The organism is Micromonospora okii (genome assembly GCF_020884795.1).
In the GTDB taxonomy this organism is placed as follows: Bacteria; Actinomycetota; Actinomycetes; order Mycobacteriales; family Micromonosporaceae; genus Micromonospora; species Micromonospora okii.
In genome coordinates, this window is record NZ_BBZF01000027.1 from 1 (window position 1) to 20,250 (window position 20,250).

Here is a 20,250-nt window from a genome sequence, read left to right on the forward strand (position 1 = left end):
CCCCGTAGGCGTTAACGGGGGGCCCTTCCTTACACCTCAGCCGTCGCGCTTGGTGGTCCAGCGGAAGGTGGTCAGGCAGAGCACCAGGCCGATCACGCACCAGAGGGCGAGGACGAGAGCGACCCGGCCCAGCTCGAACGAGCCGCCGGGCTCCTGCGCACCGAAGCTCTCCGGCAGGAAGACCGCCCGCAGCCCCTGGCACATCCACTTCAGCGGGAACAGCGCCGCGACCTGCTGCATCCAGCTCGGCAGGCTGGTGAAGACGAAGAAGACGCCGGAGATGAACTGGAGGACCAGGGCGACCGGGGTGACCACGGCCGAGCCGCTGCGCGCCGTCCGGGCCAGCGAGGAGATCGCGATGCCGCAGAGGGTGCACGCGGTGACGCCCAGGACGGAGACCCAGCCGAAGGTGAGCCACCTGCCGGCCGTGCCGGGCAGTTCCAGGTCGAACAGGGCGACCGCGACGGCGAGCAGCAGGGCGGTCTCGGCGATGCCGATGGCCACCACCATCAGCACCTTCCCGGCGAACCACACCCACTTCGGCATCGGGGTGCCCCGGTACCGCTTGAGCACCCCCCGGTCCCGCTCGATCGGGATCCAGATGCCGAGGTTCTGGAAGCTGACCGTCATGAGGCCGGTGGCGATCATGCCGGTGATGAAGTACTGCGTGTAGCTCACGCCGGGGGCGATCTCGTCGCTGAAGATGGCCGCGAAGATCAGGATCATGATGATCGGGAAGCCCATCGTGAAGACGACGGACTCCCGGCTGCGCAGGAACTGGGTGATCTCCAACCGCCCCTGGCGCAGGGCGAGCGCGCCCGCCCCGAGCCGGCGGGCCGGTGCGGCGGCGACCGGGGCCGCCGGCCTCGTGGTGGTGGTCATGAGTGTCCGATCATCCGCAGGTAGACGTCTTCCAGGGTCGGCCGGGTCACCGTGAGGCCGGGGACCTCGCCGCCGTAGCGCGCGGCCAGCTCCGCCACAAGGGCCGTCGGGGTCGCGGTCTCCGCCGCCTCCGGGGCCCCCTCCGGGGTACGCCAGGAGACCGTCGCCAGGGACTCCTGCCGGTTGCCGAGCCGGTTCGGCGGGGCCACCTCGACCACCCGGCCGGCGGCGATCACCCCGACCCGGTCGGCGAGCGACTCGGCCTCGTCCAGGTAGTGCGTGGTGAGCACGATGGTGGTGCCGGCGGCGGAGAGGTCGCGGATCAGCTCCCAGAACTCGCGCCGGGCCTCGGGGTCGAAGCCGGTGGTCGGCTCGTCGAGGAAGAGCAGCTCGGGGCGGCCGATGATGCCCAGCGCCACGTCGAGGCGGCGCTTCTGCCCGCCGGAGAGGGTGTGGGTGCGGGCCTTCGCCTTGGCCCCGAGGCCGACCCGCTCGACCACCTTCGCCGGGTCGTCGGCGTCGGGGTAGAAGCCGGAGAAGTGGCGGACCACCTCGGCGACGGTCAGCTCGTCGAACTCGCCGGTGCCCTGGAGGACGATGCCGACCCGGGAGCGCCAGCCGGCGTCGGGGCGGGCCGGGTCGGAGCCGAGCACACGTACCTCACCGGCGTCGCGCTGCCGGTAGCCCTCCAGGATCTCCACCGTGGTGGTCTTGCCGGCGCCGTTCGGGCCGAGCAGGGCGAACACCTCGCCCCGGCGGACGTCCAGGTCCACGCCCGCCACCGCGACGTTGTCGCCGTACGCCTTGCGCAGCCCCCGGACGGAGATCGCGAGCTCGTCATCCATGCCGTCAAGTGTGCGCCGCGCGGGCGGGCCGGCGGCCCCCGGGGTGTCCGGCGCGACATGGGCCTGTGCGGTTTTTCACCCCCGCAGGTGACTTAACGGTAACTTAGACTCCCGTCCATGGACGAGAAGGCTCCCCCCGGCCGACTTCCCGAGCGCGACCGCCCCTGGGTGATGCGCACCTACGCCGGGCACTCCTCGGCCGCCGCCAGCAACGCGCTCTTCCGGCGGAACCTGGCCAAGGGGCAGACCGGCCTGTCCGTCGCCTTCGACCTGCCGACCCAGACCGGGTACGACCCGGACCACGAACTGGCCACCGGCGAGGTCGGCCGGGTCGGCGTGCCGGTGACCCACCTCGGCGACATGCGGGCCCTCTTCGACGGCATCCCGCTGGCCGACACGAACACCTCCATGACGATCAACGCGCCCGCGATGTGGCTGCTCGCCCTCTACGGCACCGTCGGCGCGGAGCAGGGCGCCGAGCTGGCGCGCTGCGCCGGCACCACGCAGAACGACATCATCAAGGAATACCTGTCCCGGGGCACGTACATCTTCCCGCCGGCGGCGTCGCTGCGGCTGACCGCCGACGTCATCGCGTACACGCTGCGCGAGATGCCGCGGTGGAACCCGGTGAACGTCTGCTCGTACCACCTCCAGGAGGCCGGCGCGACGCCGGTGCAGGAGGTCGGTTTCGCCCTCGCCACCGCCGTGGCCGTGCTCGACGCCGTGCGCGACGCCGGCCAGGTGCCGGCCGAGCGGATGGGCGACGTGGTGCAGCGCATCTCCTTCTTCGTCAACGCCGGGGTGCGCTTCGTCGAGGAGAGCGCCAAGATGCGCGCGTTCTGCGCGCTCTGGGACGAGATCACCCGCGACCGGTACGGCGTCGACGACCCCAGGCGGCGCCGGTTCCGCTACGGCGTGCAGGTCAACTCGCTCGGGCTGACCGAGGCCCAGCCGGAGAACAACATCCAGCGCATCGTGCTGGAGATGCTCGGCGTCACCCTGTCCCGCGACGCCCGCGCCCGCGCGGTGCAGCTCCCGGCCTGGAACGAGGCGCTCGGCCTGCCCCGCCCGTGGGACCAGCAGTGGTCGCTGCGGATGCAGCAGGTGCTCGCGTACGAGTCGGACCTGCTGGAGTACCCGGACCTCTTCGCCGGCTCGCACGTGATGACCGCCCTGGTCGACGAGATCGTCACCGGGGCCCGGGTCGAGCTGGACAGGGTGCTGGAGATAGGCGGCGTGGTGGCGGCCGTCGAGTCCGGGTACCTCAAGAGCGCGCTGGTCGCCTCGCTGGCCGAGCGCCGCCGCCGGATGGAGGCCGGCACCGACGTGGTGGTCGGCGTCAACCGGTTCACCGAGACCGAGCCGTCACCGCTGACGGCGGCCGGCGCGGAGGCGGTCGAGCAGGTGGACCCGGCGGTCGAGGCGGCGGCCGTGGACGCCGTACGCCGGTGGCGGGCCGACCGGGACGACGCGGCGGTCGGCGCGGCCCTCGACCGGCTGCGCGCGGACGCCGCGACCACCGCGAACCTGATGGCGGCCACGCTGGAGTGCGTGCGGGCCGGCGTGACCACCGGCGAGTGGGCCGGCGCGCTGCGCCAGGTCTTCGGCGAGTACCGGGCCCCCACCGGGCTGGCCGGCGGGGCCGGGGTGGGCGGCGACGCCGGCCTGGCCGGCGTGCGGGAGCGGGTCGCCGCCACCGCCCGCGAACTGGGCAGCGGGCGGCTGCGGCTGCTCGTCGGCAAGCCCGGCCTGGACGGGCACTCCAACGGCGCGGAGCAGATCGCGGTGCGTGCCCGCGACGCCGGGTTCGAGGTGATCTACCAGGGCATCCGGCTGACCGCCGGGCAGATCGTCGCCGCCGCCGTGGAGGAGGACGTCGACCTGGTCGGCCTGTCCGTGCTCTCCGGCTCGCACCTGGCCGCCGTGCCGGCGGTGCTGGACGGCCTGCGCGCCGCCGGTCGGGGCGACCTGCCGGTGGTGGTCGGCGGCATCATCCCGGCCGCCGACGCCGAGGCGCTGCGGGCCGCCGGGGTGGCCCGCGTCTTCACGCCGAAGGACTTCGCGCTCACCGGCATCGTCGACGACCTGGTGACCGTCATCCGCACCGCCAACGCCCTGGGGTAAGGAAGGGCCCCTTGTTAACGCATAACGTTGTACAAGGGCCCCTTCCTAACACCTCGGGCCAGCGTCCGGGCCCGGCGGCGGTCAGCGACCGTCGTACGTCAGGCAGTCGGCCATGTCGTTGTCCGGGCCGACCCGGATCGCCGGGGCGTGGCACTCCAGGCCCGAGTTGTGCCGGCAGTCCGCGCGCTTGCACGCGCCGACCTGAGCGGTCATGGCCTCGACCCCGCCGCGTACCGGCATCTCGACGAAGGTGTGGCAGTGCGCGTGATCGGCGCTGCCGATCGTGATGGCGAACGCGTGACAGTCGCCGGTGTGGTTGTACGCGCAGGTCGCGACCACGCATTCCTGGACGGGTGGCATCTCCATCGCCGTCGCCATGACGACCTCCTCCGGGACTCTCGCCGAATCTCCTTCCGATATTAGGCTTATGCCCGGTTCTAGGCGGGGGATCTGCCGAGCGGGTCGATCAGCCGGGCCGGGACGGGTCGAGCACCTCCGACAGCGGCGCCGGCGACAGGCCACGGGCCGCGAGCCCCGCCAGGATGTGCGGCAGGGCCTCGTCCGTCATCGCCGCGTTCGCCTCGGTGACGTGCAGGACGACGACGGAGCCGGGACGAACCCGGGACAGCACCGCGTCGACGATCGGCCGCCAGGACTTCGCGAACGGATCTCCGCTGATCACGTCGCCGTCCACGACCGTGACGCCCAGCGGGGCGAGCTCCGTCAGCGCGGCCCGGTCGTGGCAGAGCCCGGGGAAGCGGAAGTACCGCGTCTGTCGCCCGCCGTAGGGGGCGATCACGTCGAACGTCCGGGCCACGTCGTCCGCCATCCGCCGCCGGGGGATCGCCGGCAGGCCGTAGCAGGCCGAGGTGAAGGCGAGATGGCCGTACGTGTGGTTGGCCAGCTCGAAGCGCGGGTTGGCGGCCAGGCGGCGGGTCACGTCGGGGTACTCCTCGACCCACTTGCCCGTCAGGAAGAAGGTGGCCGGCACCCGCTCGCGCTCCAGTCGGTCCAGGATCGCCAGGTTCGCGTACGACCGGACGGCGCCACTGCGCAACTGGTGCCGCATCGCGTCGGTCATGTCCGCGTCGAAGGTGAGCGCCACCCTGTTGCCGGTGCGAGGCCCGTGGTCGACCACCGGCGGGCGTGTTCCGGGCCGGCTCGCCCCCGGCACCGCCGTCGTCCCGGGCCCGCTCGACCCCGCCCGGTCGGGCGTCGGTGACTGTTCCGTCCGCTCCGTCCGCGGCGGTTCCGTCTGTCCCCGGCTGTCCCGGGCCGGCGGATCGCCCGCGGTCTCCGAGGGGGTCGGCAATCCGGCGAGGGAGGCGTGGCGGTCGTCGCGCAACGGGGTCGGCACAGCGAGCAGGGCGACGACACCGGCGAGGGAGGCGAGGGCGGCGACCGCCGCCAGCAGGGGGGCGCGGGAGTTCTTCGCGGGCACCGGAAGATGATCTCAATCGAGTACGGATTGCGAGGCCCCGCCGCGACCCCGGCACCTGTCCCGCGTTTCCCCGACGTGCGTCGTATGGCCGATATGTCGGGAATCATGTCGTCCGGTTCTATCTCGTCTACGTCCCTCGGAAGGGGTTGGCCGGACGCTCGCTCAGGCGATGTGACCGGCGGCATCGTGGGGTCGGAATCGTGGCGGGCCCGGGGTGGTTACACATGGCGTACGACCGAGTAGCGCAGTGCCTCTGACCTGCGCCGACGCCCCCACCCCCCGGGTTGCCGCTTGGGAATGACGGTGGGTGGCCGGTCGTTACACATGGTCCCCGGGCCGCGAGTCGGCCGGGCGAAGACTTTCCCTCGTGATTTCTTGTTGGGCGCCGTGCGTGGTGCTCACACCCACCCTGTGCTGATCCCCTTTGGGGTGGGTGTCGATCCCCCGAATGGAGCTTTGTCATGAACACGATGCTGCGTAAGAGTGTGCTGGGTATCGCTGGTCTGGCCTTCGCCGGTGGTCTGGCCGCCGGTCCTCTGAACCACGACACCACCGCCCCCGCCGCTGCGGTGGATGCCCGGCCCGTCGCCGCCGCGGTGCAGGCCGACAAGCCGGCGGTGGAGACCGGGAAGCTGGTTCCGCACGGTGTGCAGGGTGAGCAGTCGCGTATCGACCTTGACGACGAGCAGACGGCGAACGTGAAGGCGATCATCGCCGCGACGAAGAAGGCCGGCATGGACGAGCGTGCCGCCGTGGTCTCGATCGGTACGGCGTTGCAGGAGTCGAAGCTGGAGAACCTGGGTCACCTGGGTGACCGCAACGACCACGACTCGCAGGGCCTGTTCCAGCAGCGCCCGTCGTCCGGCTGGGGCAGCGTGGAGCAGATCACCGACCCCGAGTACGCGACCATGGCGTTCCTGAAGGGCCTCAAGCAGGTCGACGGCTGGCAGGACATGCCCCTGACCGAGGCCGCCCAGACGGTGCAGGTGTCGGCGTACCCCGACCACTACGCCCAGTGGGAGCAGCAGGCCGCCGACCTCGTCGCCCAGCACTGGAACAGCTAAGACCCACCCGCACCACCCCGCCTACCGGCCGGACCCCGACCCACGGGGGCCCGGCCGGTTGGCGTGTTAGCAGGGGACCCTTCCTATACCGAAAGCGTTAACAAGGGGCCCTTCCTTACTAGGCGGCGCGGGCGGGGCGGCGGTCGCGGCGGCGGTCCCTGCGGCGTCGGACGAACCAGTACACGAAGAGGGCGAGGCCGACGAGGAACGCCAGCACCAGGGCGGGCAGGATGATCGCCACCACGGACATCACCACGCTGGTGGCGTCCTCGGCGGTGCTGGCCACGGGGGCGCCGAAGCCGGCGGTGGTCGCGTTGACCACCGGGCGGGCGGCGGACTTGAGCAGGTGCACGCCGAGGGCGATGAGCACGCCGGTGACCACCGGCACCCACTGGCTCGACGTGAAGAACTGGCCGGGGTCGCTGACGGTGACGGTCTCGGAGGCGGAGCCCGCGCCGAAGGCGAGGCCGCCGGCGGTGGGGCGCACCACGGTCTGGACGACGTCGTTGACGTGGTCGACCACGGGCACCTTGTCGGCGACGACCTCGACGGCGAGCAGCACCGCGAGGATGACGACGACCCACCCGTTGCCGAGCCACTGCCACCCGCTGGGCAGGTCGATCAGGTCGGTGTAGCGGGCCAGGAGCCCCATGGTGAGCAGGGGGATGTAGGCGTTCAGGCCCGCCGAGGCGGCCAGCCCGGTACCCGTCAACACTTCGAACACCGTCTCAGCATTGCACCGGCACGCCAGTGCCGCTCGTCGGCGGACGGCGGGCACTCCGCTACCCTCGTCGGGTGCGGCTGGTTATTGCGAAGTGCTCGGTGGACTACGTGGGACGGCTCTCGGCGCACCTGCCGCTGGCCACCCGTTTGCTCATGGTGAAGGCGGACGGCTCGGTGTCGATCCACGCCGACGACCGGGCGTACAAGCCGCTGAACTGGATGAGCCCACCCTGCCGGCTGGAGGAGGCCCCCGGCGTGTGGCGGGTGGTGAACAAGGCCGGCGAGGAGCTGCGGATCACCCTGGAGGAGGTCTTCCAGGACACGTCGTACGAGCTGGGCGTCGACCCGGGCCTGCGCAAGGACGGCGTCGAGGCGCACCTTCAGGAGCTGCTGGCCGCCAACCCGGCCGTGCTCGGCGAGGGGTACACGCTGGTCCGTCGGGAGTACATGACGGCGATCGGGCCGGTGGACCTGCTCTGCCGGGACGCCAACTCCGGCGCGGTCGCCGTCGAGGTGAAGCGGCGCGGCGAGATCGACGGGGTGGAGCAGCTCACCCGCTACCTCGAACTCATGAACCGCGACCCGCTGCTCGCCCCGGTCACCGGCGTCTTCGCCGCCCAGGAGATCAAGCCGCAGGCCCGGGTGCTGGCGACGGACCGGGGCATCCGGTGCGTCGTGGTCGACTACGACAAGCTGCGCGGGATCGAGCGCGACGAGCTGACCCTGTTCTGACCGGGCCCGCCCGCCCGTCGGTCAGCGGCCCCGGCCGTACAGGAGCTTGGCGACCTTGACCAGGCGGGCGACGTCGGCGGGGGTGCGCTCGAAGGTCATCGCCGGCAGCAGCGACCGGGCCCGGCGGCGGGTCGTGGCCTTGCTCCGGGCGAACTCGCGCAGCCCGTCGTCGCCGTGGATGCGGCCGAAGCCGGAGTCGCCGACCCCGCCGAACGGCAGGGTGGACATCCCGACGAAGGTCAGGGTGGAGTTCACCGCGGCCATCCCGGAGCGCAGCCGCCGCGCGATGGACACGGCCCGCCGGCGGCCGAAGACCGAACCACCCAGGCCGTACGGGAGGGCGTTGACCCGGGCGACCGCCTCGTCGGCGTCGCGGACCCGGTTGACGGTCAGCGTCGGGCCGAAGGTCTCCTCCCGGACGGCGGCCGAGTCCTCCGGCACGTCCACCAGGACGGTCGGGTGCACGTACGGCGGCTGCACCGCGTCCGCGCCGCCGAGCACCGCCCGCCCGCCCCGGGCCAGCGCGTCGTCGATGTGCCGGCGGATCACGTCGACCTGGGCGGGCATGGTGATCGGGCCGATGTCGCCGTCGGCGCCGACGGTCAGCCGGCCGGCCTTCTCCACCACCTTGCCGACGAAGGCGTCGAAGACGGGCTCGACGGCGTACACCCGCTCGATGCCGATGCAGGTCTGGCCCGCGTTGGTGAGCGCGCCCCAGACGCACGCCTCGGCGGCGGCGTCCAGGTCGGCGTCGCTGTCGACGATCATGGCGTCCTTGCCGCCGGCCTCCAGCAGCACCGGGGTCAGCGACCGGGCGCACTCCGCCATGACCTTCCGGGCGGTCGCCGTCGAGCCGGTGAAGGCCACCTTGTCGACCCCGGAGCGGCACAGCGCCGCGCCGACGTCGCCGAGACCGTGCACGGCCGTGAAGACGGGGTGCTCCGGCACGACCTCGGCGAAGGTGTCGACCAGCCACTGCCCGACGACGGGCGTGTACTCGCTGGGCTTGAGGACGACGGCGTTGCCGGCGGCCAGGGCGTACGCGCTGGAGCCGACCGGGGTCACGACGGGGTAGTTCCACGGGCCGATGACGCCCACCACCCCGTACGGCTGGTATTCGAGGTGGCCGGAGAACTCGGCCAGGATCAGGCGGGATCGCACCCGGCGCGGCCCGAGTACCCGGGGGGCGTTGCGGGCGGCCCAGTCGATGTGCTCGACGGCGGACAGGACCTCGACGATCGCGTCGGCGACGGGCTTGCCGCCCTCGGCGTGCATCAGCTCCGCCAGTTCCTCGATCCGGCGGGCGATGGCGCCGCGCCAGCGCAGCAACCGCTCCCGGCGGCGGGCGAAGCCGAGCCCGGCCCACCAGGCCGCCGCCTCCCGGGCCCGCGCGACCGCCCGCGCGACGTCCTCCGCCGACGCCGCCGCCGGCCGCCCGACCTCCGCGCCCGTGGCGGGGCTGGTCGAGATCAGCAGCCCGTCCTCGACGATCGGGGTACCCGCCACACGCGCAGCCGTCATGGCGGCAGTCTAGACCCGGAAGCTACTGATCGGTAGGCACTTGGCCGGCACCCCGGTGGAGGGGCGGGCGGCCCGCCCGGCGACGGCGGGGTGACCGAACCGGTTAACCGGAGTTGACCGGCCGGTGACGCGGCGGTGTCCGCGCGGCTCTGGGGGTCGTTACCACGGGATGGCAGGCTGACGCCGGATCTCGCTGGCTGGAGGCTGACCGTCCATGGAAGACCTTCCCGAACTGATGCCGCTGCTGACGGTGGTGGCCGGGCCGATGCGTGGGGCCAGCTTCCGGCTCAGCGTGGTGCCGCAGGTGATCGGCCGTTCGGCGCGGGTGGACATCGTCGTCGACGACCCGCACCTGAGTCGTCGGCACGCCAGCGTGCGGCTGGCCGGCGACGGGGTGGCCCTGGAGGACCTGGGGTCCACCAACGGCACCTGGCTCAACGACCGACGGGTCGACGGGACGGAGCAGCTCTGCGACGGGGACGTGGTCCGGCTGGGCCGCACCGAGCTGCGCTTCTTCGACCCGGGCCTGGCCCGCACCGAACCCGTCGGGCTGTGGCTGGGCACCGGCCGCCGGGACCGCCGCCCCACCCTGCCGCTGCCCATCGCTGCCCGGGTCTGACGCCCCGACGGGCCGCCCCACGCGGGCGGCCCGTGAAATATCCCACCGCACCTCGACAACGCAGCGTGGGGTGGCAGACTCGCGCGCAGAACCTAGGGACCGTTCAGGCGGTCCTGCCGACATCGGGGAGGCCGGTCGTGGCGCGCGAGTTCACCAGCGTGGGTGTCGTGGGGCTGGGCACCATGGGCGCGGGCATCGTGGAGGTCTTCGCCCGAAACGGCGTCGACGTCGTCGCGGTCGAGATCTCCGAGGCCGCCCTGGAGCGCGGCCGGGCCAACCTGACCGGCTCGACCGACCGGGCCGTCGCCCGGGGCAAGCTCGCCGAGGCCGACCGGGACGCCCTGCTGTCCCGGGTGAACTTCCAGGTCGGGCTGGACGCGCTGCACTCGGTGGACCTGGTGGTCGAGGCGGTTCCCGAGCACCTCGACCTCAAGCAGCGGCTCTTCGCGGAGCTGGACCGGGTCTGCCGGCCCGAGGCGATCCTGGCCACCAACACCTCGTCGCTGTCGGTCACCGAGATCTCGGTCGCCACCGGTCGGCCCAACCAGGTCATCGGCATCCACTTCTTCAACCCGGCCCCGGTCATGAAGCTGGTCGAGGTGGTCCGCACGGTGGTCACCTCCGCCGAGGTGGTCGCGGACGTCGAGGCGCTCTGCGCCCGGCTCGGCAAGGTCGACGTGACCATCAGCGACCGGGCCGGCTTCATCGCCAACGCGCTGCTCTTCGGCTACCTCAACCACGCCGTGTCGATGTTCGAGGCGCACTACGCCACCCGCGAGGACATCGACGCCGCCATGAAGCTCGGCTGCGGCCTGCCGATGGGCCCGCTCGCCCTGATGGACCTGATCGGCCTCGACACGGCGTACGAGATCCTGGACACCATGTACCGGCGGGGCGGGCGGGACCGCCGGCACGCCCCGGTGCCGCTGCTCAAGCAGATGGTCACGGCGGGGCTGCTCGGCCGCAAGTCCGGCCGGGGCTTCTACACGTACGAGCGGCCGGGCTCGCCGAAGGTCGTACCGGACGAGCGGACGCCCGTGGCCGCGCAGCCGGCGGCCACCGACGGCGCGCGCGCCATCACCAAGGTCGGGGGCGGGAGCGCGAGGAGTGAGCTTGCGAGCCCCGCAGTCGTGACCAAGGTCGGCATCGTCAGCGCGAGGAGTGAGCTTGCGAGCCCCGCAGTCGTGACCAAGGTCGGCATCGTCGGGTCCGGGACGATGGCCACCGGGATCATCGAGGTCTTCGCGAAGGCCGGCTACGAGGTCGTCTCGGTGACCCGGGGCGCGGAGAAGTCCGCGAGGGTCTGCGAGGCCGTCAAGACCTCGCTCAACAAGGGCGTGGTGCGGGGCAAGCTCAGCGAGGCCGACCGGGACGCCGCGCTGGGCCGCATCAACTGGTCGGCCACCCTCGACCACCTCGCCGACGTCGACCTGGTCGTCGAGGCGGTGGTCGAGGAGCTGAGCGTCAAGAAGGCCCTGTTCGCCAGCCTCGACGAGATCTGCAAGCCGGGCGTCGTGCTCGCCACCACCACCTCCTCGCTGCCGGTGATCGACGTGGCCATGGCCACCCAGCGGCCGGCCGACGTGGTGGGGCTGCACTTCTTCAACCCGGCCCCCGTCATGCCGCTGGTGGAGATCGTGCGGACCATCCGCACCTCCGACGAGACCGTCGCCACCGCCCGCGCCGTCTGCGACCGGCTCGGCAAGACCGGGGTGGCCTGCGCCGACCGGTCCGGCTTCATCGTGAACGCGCTGCTCTTCCCGTACCTGAACGACGCGGTGCGGATGCTGGAGGCCAGCTACTCCACGGCCGACGACATCGACCACGCGATGAAGCTGGGCTGCGGCTACCCGATGGGCCCGTTCGAGCTGCTCGACGTGGTAGGCCTGGACGTCGCCCTGGCCATCCAGCGCGAGCTGTACCTGGAGCTGCGCGAGCCCGGCTTCGCCCCCGCGCCGCTGCTGGAGCACCTGGTGACGGCTGGCTACCTGGGCCGCAAGAGCGGGCGCGGCTTCCGCGACCACACCCACCGCTGAGGCGAGCGGACGGCCTCCACCCACCGACCGTAGGCTTGACGGCCGTGAGCCCCCGCCGCAACCGACCCCGCCGGGACGAGCACGCCCACCTGGACTCCGACCGGGCCCGCCAGGGCGTGCCCACCGTGCAGCAGTGGCGTGACGGCGACTGGCAGGTGCGCGGGGTCAGCGGCGGGGCGTCGGTGAAGACGTACCGCTGCCCCGGCTGCGACCAGGAGATCCGCCCCGGGGTGGCGCACCTGGTGGCCTGGCCGGCCGACGACCGGGGCGACCTCACCGACCGCCGCCACTGGCACAGCGGCTGCTGGCGGGCCCGGGACCGGCGCGGGCCGACGGTCCAGCGCGGCCGGGGCGCGCCCCGGCACGGCTGAGTGACGCCCCGGCGGCCGGGGGCGCGGCGGACCGGGACGGCCGGGTGACGCCCCCGGTTGGGCGGAGCGGTCGGGGGCGCGGCAGACTGGGGCGGTGAGCACCCCGATCCGTGCGTCGTCGATCCTGCCCGGGCACCGCGAGGACATCGAGCTGCACACCGCGGACGGCCTGCGCCTCGTCGGTGAGCTGGCCCGCCCGGTCGACCGGGAACCGGTCGGCACGCTCGTCTGCCTGCACCCGCTGCCCACCCACGGCGGGATGATGGACAGCCACGTCTACCGCAAGGCGGCCTGGCGGCTGCCGGCGCTGGCCGGCCTGGCCGTGCTGCGGTTCAACACCCGGGGCACGAGCAGCCTGCGCGGCACCAGCGAGGGCGCGTTCGACAACGCGGTCGGCGAGCGCTTCGACGTGGCCGCCGCCATCGAGTACGCCGAGTTCGCCGAGCTGCCGAACGTCTGGCTGGTCGGCTGGTCGTTCGGCACCGACCTGGCGCTGAAGTACGGCTGCGACCCGGCGGTGGCCGGGGCGATCCTGCTCTCCCCGCCGCTGCGCTACTCCCACCCCGACGACCTCACCCGCTGGGCGGAGTCGGGCAAGCCGCTGACCGCCCTCGTGCCCGAGTTCGACGACTACCTGCGCCCCGACGAGGCCCGCGAGCGGTTCGCGGTGGTGCCGCAGGCCGAGGTGGTCGGGGTGCCCGGCGCGAAGCACCTGTGGGTCGGCGACGCCGAGACCGTGCTCGACGAGATCGTCCGCCGGGTCGACCCGGCCGCCTCGCTGCCCCTGCCGCGCACCTGGGACGGGCCGATGGAGACCGGCGATGCCAGCGCGTACGCCGACCGGACCGTGGCCGCGTTCGCCGACACCCCGAGGCCGGGTCCGAGCGTCGACTAGCGACCGGGGCCGGGTCAGCGGGAATTCTGGCGGGGCAGGACCACCTCGCGCAGGATCAACTGGAAGGCGGCCACCGTCGGGATCGCGATCAGCGCGCCCACCACGCCCAGCAGCGACGCGCCGAGCAGCGCGGCGAGCAGGGCGGCCACCTCGTTGACCTCGACCGCCCGGCGCATGATCTTCGGGTAGACCAGGTAGTTCTCCACCTGCTGGTAGATCACGAAGAACACGACGCAGGCGATGCCGACCGGCAGGGCCGTGGCGACGCCGACGAGGCTCACCACCACCGCGCCCAGCGTCGCGCCGATCTGCGGGATCAGGTCGGTCACCGCGACCACCACGGCCAGCGCGAACGGGTACGGCAGGCCGACGGCGAGGGCGAACAGGAAGGTCGCCGTGCCGGCCAGCACGGCGATGCTCAGCGCGCCGACCAGGTACGCGCCCACCCGGGTGAGGATCTCGTCGCCGATGAGCCGCACCCGCTCCCGGCGGGAGCGGGGGACCAGCGCGTACCCGAGGCGGCGCAGCCGGTCGAAGTACGCCAGGAAGTAGATCGTGAGCACCAGCACGGTCAGCACCCGGAAGAGGGTGCCGAAGACCAACTGGGCCCCGCCGAGCACGCCGCCCAGCGCCCGCCCGATCGTGTCGGCGTTCGCCGCGGCCTGGACCTTCTCCGCCACCTTGAACCGCACGACGAGGTCGTTGACGGTCTCGTTGCGCCGCAGCTCCTCCACGTAGCTGGGTAGGTGCGCGAGGAACTGCCCGGACTGGGTGACCACGGGCGGCACCAGCGCGACCAGCCCGCCGACGATCAGCAGCAGCACGGAGAGCGCCACGACCGCCACGGCCAGCCCGTTCGGCAGGCCCCACGAGCGCAGCCGGACCACCGCCGGGTTGAGCCCCACGGCCAGGAAGAGCGCGATGACCACCAGCACCAGGATGCCGGCCGCGTTGCGCACCCCCAGGAAGACGGCGTACGCCAGCAGCACGCCGAGCGCGCCGGTGAAGCCGACCAGGAAGCTGCTGCGGCGCAGGGGCCGCCCCGGCTCACCGAACCGCCCGCCGCTCCCCGCGTCGTCGGGCCGGTCGCCGTCGGCCCGTGCCTGGTCGGGCCGACCGCCGGTGGCCCGTCCTCCGCCGGACCGGTCGCCACTGGCCCGTGTCTCGTCGGGCGGCCGGTCGCCGGCCTCCGGCGCGTCGCCGGGGCCGTCGCCGGCCGCCGGCCCGTCCTGGGTCACCGGACCTCCTCCGCGGGTTCCGCCTCGCCGGCCGCCCGCCACCGCCCCCCGTGCGGGCGGCGGGCGTGGCCGGGGCCGGACGCCGGCCGAGGGGGAGTGGGCGGCCCGGACGGGCCGCCCGCCTCACTCGGACTCGACGCGCACCTTGCTCGGCTTCGCGCTGCGCTCGTCGGTGGTCGGCTTGCTCGGCCGCTTGCCGTTCTCGCCGGTACTGGTGATCTTCGTGGGGGTGGCCCCCCGGCCGCCCTCGCCCGGCACGGCCGCCACCGTGGGCTCGCCGTCCACCCCGGCGCTCGCCGCCGAACCGTCGACCGTGGTGACCGGCTCGGCCACGGGGCGGGCCGGGGCCGGCCCCGCGCCCTCGGCGGGCGTCACCTTCGCCGCCCCCTCGGCGGGCGCAATCTTCGCCGCGCCCGCGTCGGCCGTCGCCTTGACGGTCGCGGCCTTCACCGGCGCGACCCCGGGCTTCGCCGGCCTGCCGCCCGGCAGCCCCGGGCCGTCCCCGTCGGCGGCCGGGTCCGCCCCGTTGGTCGCCCTGATCGGGGCCACCCCGTTCGTGGCCTTGACCGGGACCGCGCCGCTGGCACCCTTGGCGGGGCCCGCCCCGTCGAGCGCCGGCGCAGAACCCGCGCCGTCCACCGCCTTCGCCGGGCCCGCGCCGTCGAGGGCCTTCGCGAGGCCCGCCCCGTCTGCGGTGGCGGCCGGGGTCGGGGCCGACAGGCGCGCGCCCGCGAGCTGCTGCCGCAGGTCGAGTAGTTGTCCCTGGAGTTCGTCGGACTCCTGCCGGGACTGCCAGGTCTCCTGCCGCAGGTCGGCGAGCTGCTGCTGGGCCTGGGCGATGTCCAGCATCACCTGGGCCAACTGTTGGCGGCCGGCGGCCACCTCCTGCTGGGTGGCCGCGAGGTGCTGCTGGGTCGTGGCGAGGTGCTGCTGGGTGGTGGCCGCGTACTCCTCGAACTGGCGGCGGGACGTGGCGACGTGCTCGTCGGCCCGGCGGCGCTTGTCGGTCGCGTCGGCCTCGGCCCGGCTCAGCAGCTCGGCGGCCTCCTCCTCGGCGCGGCGGCGCATCGTCAGGGCGTCCTGCTCGGCGGCGCGCCGGATCTCCGCCGCGCCCTCCTCGATCTCCGCCCGCCGGGCGGTGTACTGCTCCTCCAGTTCGGCCTGCCGGGCAATGTGCTGGGTGTCCAGCTCGTCGCGGCGCTCGGCGTACCCCCGCTCGGCGGCGGCCTTGCGCTGGGCCAGCTCCCGGTCGGCGGCCTCCCGCCGGTCGTTGACCTCCTTCTCCACGCCGGCCCGCCAGGCGCCCAGTTCCTGCTGGGTCTGCGCCCGCGACTGCTGCACGTACGCCTCGGTCTCGGCGCGCATCCGCTGCACGTACGCCTCGGTCTCGGCGCGCTGGCGCTTGCTGGACTCGGTGGCCTGCGTGGTGAGCCGCTCGGCCTCCTGCCGGGCCCGGTCGCGGGTGCCCTTCGCCGCCTCCTCGGCCTCGTCGGTGATCCGCTTGGCCTCCTGCAACGCCTTGGCGTGGGTGGCGCGGCCGGCCTCGGTGGCGGAGTCGGTGAGCCGCTTCGCCTCCTGCTGGGCCTTGGCGTGCACCTCCTTGGCGGCGTCCCGGAGCTGGGTGGCCTCCTGCTGGGCCTTGGCCAGGGCCTCCTTGGCCGCCTCGCGGAGCTTGGTCGCCTCCTGCTGAGCCCGCGTGTGGATCTCCTTGGCGGCGTCCCGGAGCTGGGTGGCCTCCTGCTGGGCCTTCGCGAGGGCCTCCTTGGCGGCCTCGCGGAGCCGCTCGGCCTCCTGCCGGGCGGCCTCGCGGAACCGGGCCGACTCCTCCTGGGCGGCCTTCAGCGTGGCGTCCGCCTCGGCACGGCGGGCGGCGGTGTGCCGCTCCTCCTCGGCGCGCCGGGCGGCCAGGGCGATCTCGAAGTCCTTGAGCGCGTGGGCGGCCTGCTCCTTGGCCTCGGCGACGATGTGCTCGGCGGCGGCCCGCCGGGCCTCTATCTCCTCGCTCGCGGCGGCCAGGATGTCGTCGGCCTGCTCCTCGGCGAGGGCGAGGATCTGCTCGACGCGCGGGCCGAGGTGCCGGAACGAGGCCCGGTCCACCACGCCGGCATGCTTGCGCACCTGGGCCAGGTCGCGTTGCAGCACCTCGACCTGGCCGGCCAGCTTGTGGATCTGTGTGTACGCCTGTTCCCGCTCGGCCGCCAGTGTCGCGATCTCGTGCTCGGCGCGAGCGACGTACCGGTCGACCTGTCGTTTCTCGTACCCCCGGAGCGCGGACTCGAAGCTGGGCTCCGTGGTCACGTCCCCCCCGAGCGCGAACAGTTCCTCGCCGTGCGACATGCCCTCATCCTCACACGCATCCGCTCCGGCTGGGGCGATACGGACGCCCCGGATGGGAGCTACTTCACGGGTGTCGCCGACCCCCGTGTCAGTGGGTGGGAAACGGATACGGCGCGGGGTCCCACCGGTCACCCGGTGTCACCCCGCGCCGTGTCCGTGCCCCGGCCGTCGGTGGGTCAGCCGGCGGGCTCCGCGGTCGCCCGCTCGTCCTTGGCGTCGGTCTTGGCCGGCTCCGGCTTGGCCTGGGCCGGCGCCGACGGCACGCCCGGCACGATGCCGGCGAGGCCGGAGAGCATCTGGCCGAGCTGCGAGGTGACGGCGTCCTTCTGGCGGGTCAGGTCCTCGACCTCGCGGCGGGCGGCCTGGGTGGTCAGGTCGGCCTCGGTGCGGGCCTCGGTGAGCAGCCGCTTCGCCTCGGCCTTGGCCTCGTTGAGGGTCTTCTCGGCCAGCGACTTGGCCTTCTCGACGGTCTCGTTGGCGGTGCGCTCGGACTCGACCCGGCGGGCCTCGGCGCGCTGCTCGATCTCCTTGGCCCGTTCCTGGGCGCCCCGGGCCCGCTGCTCGGCCTCGCCGACCAGCTTCTGGGTCTGCGCCACCTGGGCGGCGTGCCGCTCGGACTCCTCGCGCTCGGCCTTCTCGCGCCGCTCGGCGAGCTGGAGCTCCAGGGCCTGCAGGTCCTTGTCGCGCTTGTCGCGGGCGTCGGTGAGCAGCTTGGTCGCCTCGGCGCGCTTCTCCTCGGCCTCCCGCGCGGCCTTCGCCCGCTGCTGGGTGATCTCCCGCTCGGCGGTGGCGCGCAGCGTGGCGACCTCCCGCTCGACGGTCGACTTCAGCTCGGCGACCTCGTGCGCGGTGACGGTGCGGAGCTGCTTGGTCTCCCGCTCGGCGTCGGTGCGCAGGGTGTCGGCCTCCCGGCGGGCCTGCACGCGGACCTCGGCGGCCTCCCGCTCGGCGGCGGTGCGGACGCTGCCGGCCTCGCGCTCGGCGGTGGCCTTCATCGCGGCGGCCTCGGCGCGGGCCTTGTCGGTGATCTCGCGGGCCTCCAGGCGGGCCGCGGAGAGGATGCCCTCGGACTCGCGCTTGGCCTCGTTGCGGTGGTCGTTGGCCTGCTCCTCGGCCAGCCGCAGGATCTGCTCGACGCGCGTGCCGAGCCCGGAGAGGGTCGGCCGGCTGTTCTCCTCGAGCTGCTTGTTGGTCTCGGCGAGCTTCTGCTCCAGCGCGGTCTGGCGCTGCTCGGCCTGGCGGAGCCGACGCTGGGCGTCGTTCATCCGCTGCTCGGCCTCGGCGCGGGCCTGCTCGGACTGCGTCAGCGCTGCGGTCAGCCGGCCGATGAAGTCGTCGACCTGCCCGACGTTGTATCCGCGCAGGCCAACGGTGAAATCTGGCTGCGAGTTCGCGTTATCGAAGAACGCGAGAGGGGAGGGCTGCTGCTGGGGCATTGGGACATACTCGCAGACCCCCCGGGGTGCTTCGCAAGAGCGGTACGGGGCTTTCGTGTCCTCTTTACATGGTCAACAGGCCACCGTCACCCCGGCCGGACGGACAGCGATCTTGGCAGCTCCCGGGCGGGGTGATCCGGCCGCCGGACGGGCGGCGGGCCGGCGGGAAAAGTGCCTCGGGTGTGACCCGCGACCCTTTGTCGACCCGTAGCGGTATCGCGCGAAACGGCGGTCTGGCGGGCCGGTGGAAAGTGCAATGCGCCGACCACCGCAATGGCCGTGCGGGCCTGCCCCGGCCGCCGGGCCGCGCCGCCGTTCGGGTGACGCGGCCGGGCGGGACGGGTCACCGGCCCCGGAACCTGTTGATGGCGTCCTCGTGCCGGGAGCGCAGCTCGGCGTCGCGCACGCCGAGGCCGTCGGTGGGGGCGAGGCAGCGCACCCCGACCTTGCCCTGGTGCAGGTTGCGGTGCACCTCGTACGCGGCCTGGCCGGTCTGCTCCAGCGGGTAGGTCCGGGACACGGTCGGGTGGATCTGGCCGAGCGCCACGAGCCGGTTGGCCTGCCACGCCTCGTGGTAGTTGGCGAAGTGGCTGCCGACGATCCGCTTGAGGTGCATCCACAGGTAGCGGTTGTCGTACTGGTGCTGGAAACCGCTGGTCGAGGCGCAGGTGACGATCGTGCCGCCGCGCTTGGCGACGTAGACGCTCGCGCCGAAGGTCTCCCGGCCGGGGTGCTCGAAGACGATGTCCGGGTCCTCGCCGCCGGTCAGCTCCCGGATGCGCTCGCCGAAGCGCCGCCACTCGTCCGGGTCCTGGGTGTGCTCGTCGGACCAGAACCGGAACCCCTCGGCGGCCCGGTCGATGACCAGCTCCGCGCCCATGCGGCGGCACAGCTCGGCCTTGTCGGGAGAGGACACCACGCAGACCGGGATCGCGCCGCCGTTGAGCGCCATCTGGGTGGCGTATCCGCCGAGCCCGCCGGAGGCGCCCCAGATCAGCACCACGTCGCCCTGCTTCATGTTCGCCCCGTGGTGCGAGACGAGCTGCCGGTACGCGGTGGAGTTGACCAGCCCCGGGCTGGCCGCCTCCTCCCAGGACAGGTGGCGGGGCTTGGGCATGAGCTGGTTGGCCTTGACCACGGCCAGCTCGGCCAGCCCGCCGAAGTTGGTCTCGAAGCCCCAGATCCGCTGCTGCGGGTCGAGCATGGTGTCGTCGTGGCCGGGGGCGTCCTCCAGCTCCACCGACAGGCAGTGCGCCACGACCTCGTCGCCGGGGGACCACTTCGTCACCCCGGGCCCGGTGCGCAGCACCACGCCGGCCGCGTCCGAACCGACCACGTGGTACGGCAGGTCGTGCCGGGCGGTCAGCGCCGAGAGCCGGCCGTACCGCCGGAGGAACCGGAACGTCGACACCGGCTCGAAGATGCTGGTCCAGACGGTGTTGTAGTTGATCGCGCTGGCCATCACGGCGATCAGCGCCTCGCCGGGCCCCAGCTCGGGGGTCGGCACCTCCTGGACGTGCAGCGACGTGCGCGGGTCCTTGTCGCGGGCGGCCAGGCCCTCGAACATCCGGGTCTCCTCGGCCCGCACCACCACGCCCCGGTAGCTCTCGGGCACGGGCAGGCCGGCGAGGCCGGCGAGTTCCCGTCCGGGCTGCTCCGAGCCCTCCGCCGCCATGATCGCTTCGAGGATGTCCTGCACCATGTGCCCTCCCCTTCGTCCGCGCCACGCCGCGGCCCGGCGGGTGCGCCCGCCGAAGCGTCCGGTCACCCGCCCTCGCGGGCGCGGTACGCATCGACGGTCGTGCCGACGCGCGACGCGTCCGGCGCAGGCCGAGCCCTTGTTGGGGGCGGACGTTACTGAACGGTAGCTAGGGCGGGAAGGGCTCTGTGAAAAACCGCATCGGCCGATGCGTGGAGCTGCCCGTAGGGTCGCTCCACCGCGCAGCGGCGCGCTCGCCGTATCGATCGACGCCGTGTCGGCGACCC

Annotated in this window: 17 protein-coding genes; 7 read left to right on the forward strand and 10 right to left on the reverse strand. The window is 73.4% G+C overall.

The window, feature by feature from the left end; genetic code table 11:
• Positions 1 to 36 precede the first annotated feature (36 nt).
• Positions 37 to 882, reverse strand: a complete 846-nt coding sequence (locus LPU43_RS25605; protein ID WP_229403089.1) for an ABC transporter permease — start codon at positions 880 to 882, stop codon at positions 37 to 39.
• Positions 879 to 1,727, reverse strand: a complete 849-nt coding sequence (locus tag LPU43_RS25610; protein WP_229403090.1) for an ABC transporter ATP-binding protein — start codon at positions 1,725 to 1,727, stop codon at positions 879 to 881. The genes LPU43_RS25605 and LPU43_RS25610 overlap by 4 nt, the downstream gene beginning before the upstream one ends.
• Positions 1,728 to 1,844: 117 nt before the next feature.
• Between LPU43_RS25610 and LPU43_RS25615 the strand changes: the two genes are divergently transcribed.
• Positions 1,845 to 3,851, forward strand: a complete 2,007-nt coding sequence (locus LPU43_RS25615) for an ethylmalonyl-CoA mutase (RefSeq protein WP_229403091.1) — start codon at positions 1,845 to 1,847, stop codon at positions 3,849 to 3,851.
• A gap of 81 nt (positions 3,852 to 3,932) precedes the next feature.
• Here LPU43_RS25615 and LPU43_RS25620 read toward each other — a convergent pair whose 3' ends face one another.
• Together LPU43_RS25620 and LPU43_RS25625 are read right to left on the reverse strand one after the other, a co-directional pair.
• Positions 3,933 to 4,229 carry a DUF1540 domain-containing protein gene (locus LPU43_RS25620; protein ID WP_229403092.1) on the reverse strand — a complete coding sequence of 99 codons (297 nt, stop codon included), beginning with the start codon at positions 4,227 to 4,229 and terminating at the stop codon, positions 3,933 to 3,935.
• Positions 4,230 to 4,317: 88 nt separating this feature from the next.
• Positions 4,318 to 5,292 (reverse strand): polysaccharide deacetylase family protein, encoded by a 975-nt coding sequence (locus LPU43_RS25625; RefSeq protein WP_229403093.1) that lies wholly within the window; start codon positions 5,290 to 5,292, stop codon positions 4,318 to 4,320.
• A gap of 461 nt (positions 5,293 to 5,753) precedes the next feature.
• Here LPU43_RS25625 and LPU43_RS25630 point away from each other — a divergent pair, with 461 nt between their 5' ends.
• Positions 5,754 to 6,356 carry a hypothetical protein gene (locus LPU43_RS25630; RefSeq protein WP_229403094.1) on the forward strand — a complete coding sequence of 201 codons (603 nt, stop codon included), beginning with the start codon at positions 5,754 to 5,756 and terminating at the stop codon, positions 6,354 to 6,356.
• A 118-nt stretch (positions 6,357 to 6,474) separates the two neighbouring features.
• On the opposite strand, the gene LPU43_RS25635 is transcribed toward LPU43_RS25630, so the two are convergent.
• Entirely contained in the window at positions 6,475 to 7,080 is a 606-nt protein-coding gene (locus LPU43_RS25635) for a DUF4126 domain-containing protein (RefSeq protein ID WP_229403095.1), read from the reverse strand.
• 71 nt (positions 7,081 to 7,151) lie between these two features.
• Here LPU43_RS25635 and nucS point away from each other — a divergent pair, with 71 nt between their 5' ends.
• The gene (gene nucS / locus LPU43_RS25640; RefSeq protein WP_229403096.1) at positions 7,152 to 7,811 is read left to right on the forward strand and encodes an endonuclease NucS; all 660 of its coding nucleotides are present in this window, start codon (positions 7,152 to 7,154) and stop codon (positions 7,809 to 7,811) included.
• A gap of 21 nt (positions 7,812 to 7,832) precedes the next feature.
• Here nucS and LPU43_RS25645 read toward each other — a convergent pair whose 3' ends face one another.
• Complete coding sequence (locus LPU43_RS25645) at positions 7,833 to 9,332, reverse strand: aldehyde dehydrogenase family protein (protein WP_229403097.1); 1,500 nt, start codon at positions 9,330 to 9,332, stop codon at positions 7,833 to 7,835.
• Positions 9,333 to 9,546: 214 nt separating this feature from the next.
• Between LPU43_RS25645 and LPU43_RS25650 the strand changes: the two genes are divergently transcribed.
• The 4 genes from LPU43_RS25650 (at position 9,547) to LPU43_RS25665 (ending at position 13,253) form a co-directional block, all read left to right on the forward strand.
• Positions 9,547 to 9,951 carry an FHA domain-containing protein gene (locus tag LPU43_RS25650; RefSeq protein WP_229403098.1) on the forward strand — a complete coding sequence of 135 codons (405 nt, stop codon included), beginning with the start codon at positions 9,547 to 9,549 and terminating at the stop codon, positions 9,949 to 9,951.
• A 137-nt stretch (positions 9,952 to 10,088) separates the two neighbouring features.
• Positions 10,089 to 11,987 (forward strand): 3-hydroxyacyl-CoA dehydrogenase family protein, encoded by a 1,899-nt coding sequence (locus LPU43_RS25655; RefSeq protein WP_229403099.1) that lies wholly within the window; start codon positions 10,089 to 10,091, stop codon positions 11,985 to 11,987.
• Between the two features lie 44 nt (positions 11,988 to 12,031).
• The gene (locus LPU43_RS25660) at positions 12,032 to 12,358 is read left to right on the forward strand and encodes an Rv1322 family protein (protein WP_229403100.1); all 327 of its coding nucleotides are present in this window, start codon (positions 12,032 to 12,034) and stop codon (positions 12,356 to 12,358) included.
• Positions 12,359 to 12,452: 94 nt separating this feature from the next.
• The gene (locus LPU43_RS25665) at positions 12,453 to 13,253 is read left to right on the forward strand and encodes an alpha/beta hydrolase (RefSeq protein ID WP_229403101.1); all 801 of its coding nucleotides are present in this window, start codon (positions 12,453 to 12,455) and stop codon (positions 13,251 to 13,253) included.
• Between the two features lie 14 nt (positions 13,254 to 13,267).
• Here LPU43_RS25665 and LPU43_RS25670 read toward each other — a convergent pair whose 3' ends face one another.
• The 4 genes from LPU43_RS25670 to ccrA form a co-directional block, all read right to left on the reverse strand.
• Complete coding sequence (locus tag LPU43_RS25670) at positions 13,268 to 14,491, reverse strand: AI-2E family transporter (RefSeq protein WP_229403102.1); 1,224 nt, start codon at positions 14,489 to 14,491, stop codon at positions 13,268 to 13,270.
• Between the two features lie 123 nt (positions 14,492 to 14,614).
• Complete coding sequence (locus LPU43_RS25675; protein ID WP_229403103.1) at positions 14,615 to 16,828, reverse strand: hypothetical protein; 2,214 nt, start codon at positions 16,826 to 16,828, stop codon at positions 14,615 to 14,617.
• Positions 16,829 to 17,004: 176 nt separating this feature from the next.
• A complete protein-coding gene (locus tag LPU43_RS25680; protein ID WP_229403104.1) occupies positions 17,005 to 18,264 on the reverse strand; it encodes a coiled-coil domain-containing protein in 1,260 nt (419 codons plus the stop codon).
• A 343-nt stretch (positions 18,265 to 18,607) separates the two neighbouring features.
• Positions 18,608 to 19,963, reverse strand: a complete 1,356-nt coding sequence (gene ccrA, locus LPU43_RS25685) for a crotonyl-CoA carboxylase/reductase (protein WP_229403189.1) — start codon at positions 19,961 to 19,963, stop codon at positions 18,608 to 18,610.
• Between the last annotated feature and the right edge of the window lie 287 nt (positions 19,964 to 20,250).

Excerpts from the sequence above, each read along its gene's own strand:
- LPU43_RS25605 (WP_229403089.1), bottom strand. The coding sequence starts at position 882 with ATGACCACCACCACGAGGCCGGCGGCCCCGGTCGCCGCCGCACCGGCC.
- LPU43_RS25610 (WP_229403090.1), bottom strand. The coding sequence starts at position 1,727 with ATGGATGACGAGCTCGCGATCTCCGTCCGGGGGCTGCGCAAGGCGTAC.
- LPU43_RS25615 (WP_229403091.1), top strand. The coding sequence starts at position 1,845 with ATGGACGAGAAGGCTCCCCCCGGCCGACTTCCCGAGCGCGACCGCCCC.
- LPU43_RS25620 (WP_229403092.1), bottom strand. The coding sequence starts at position 4,229 with ATGGCGACGGCGATGGAGATGCCACCCGTCCAGGAATGCGTGGTCGCG.
- LPU43_RS25630 (WP_229403094.1), top strand. The coding sequence starts at position 5,754 with ATGAACACGATGCTGCGTAAGAGTGTGCTGGGTATCGCTGGTCTGGCC.
- LPU43_RS25645 (WP_229403097.1), bottom strand. The coding sequence starts at position 9,332 with ATGACGGCTGCGCGTGTGGCGGGTACCCCGATCGTCGAGGACGGGCTG.
- LPU43_RS25650 (WP_229403098.1), top strand. The coding sequence starts at position 9,547 with ATGGAAGACCTTCCCGAACTGATGCCGCTGCTGACGGTGGTGGCCGGG.
- LPU43_RS25675 (WP_229403103.1), bottom strand. The coding sequence starts at position 16,828 with ATGTCGCACGGCGAGGAACTGTTCGCGCTCGGGGGGGACGTGACCACG.
- LPU43_RS25680 (WP_229403104.1), bottom strand. The coding sequence starts at position 18,264 with ATGCCCCAGCAGCAGCCCTCCCCTCTCGCGTTCTTCGATAACGCGAAC.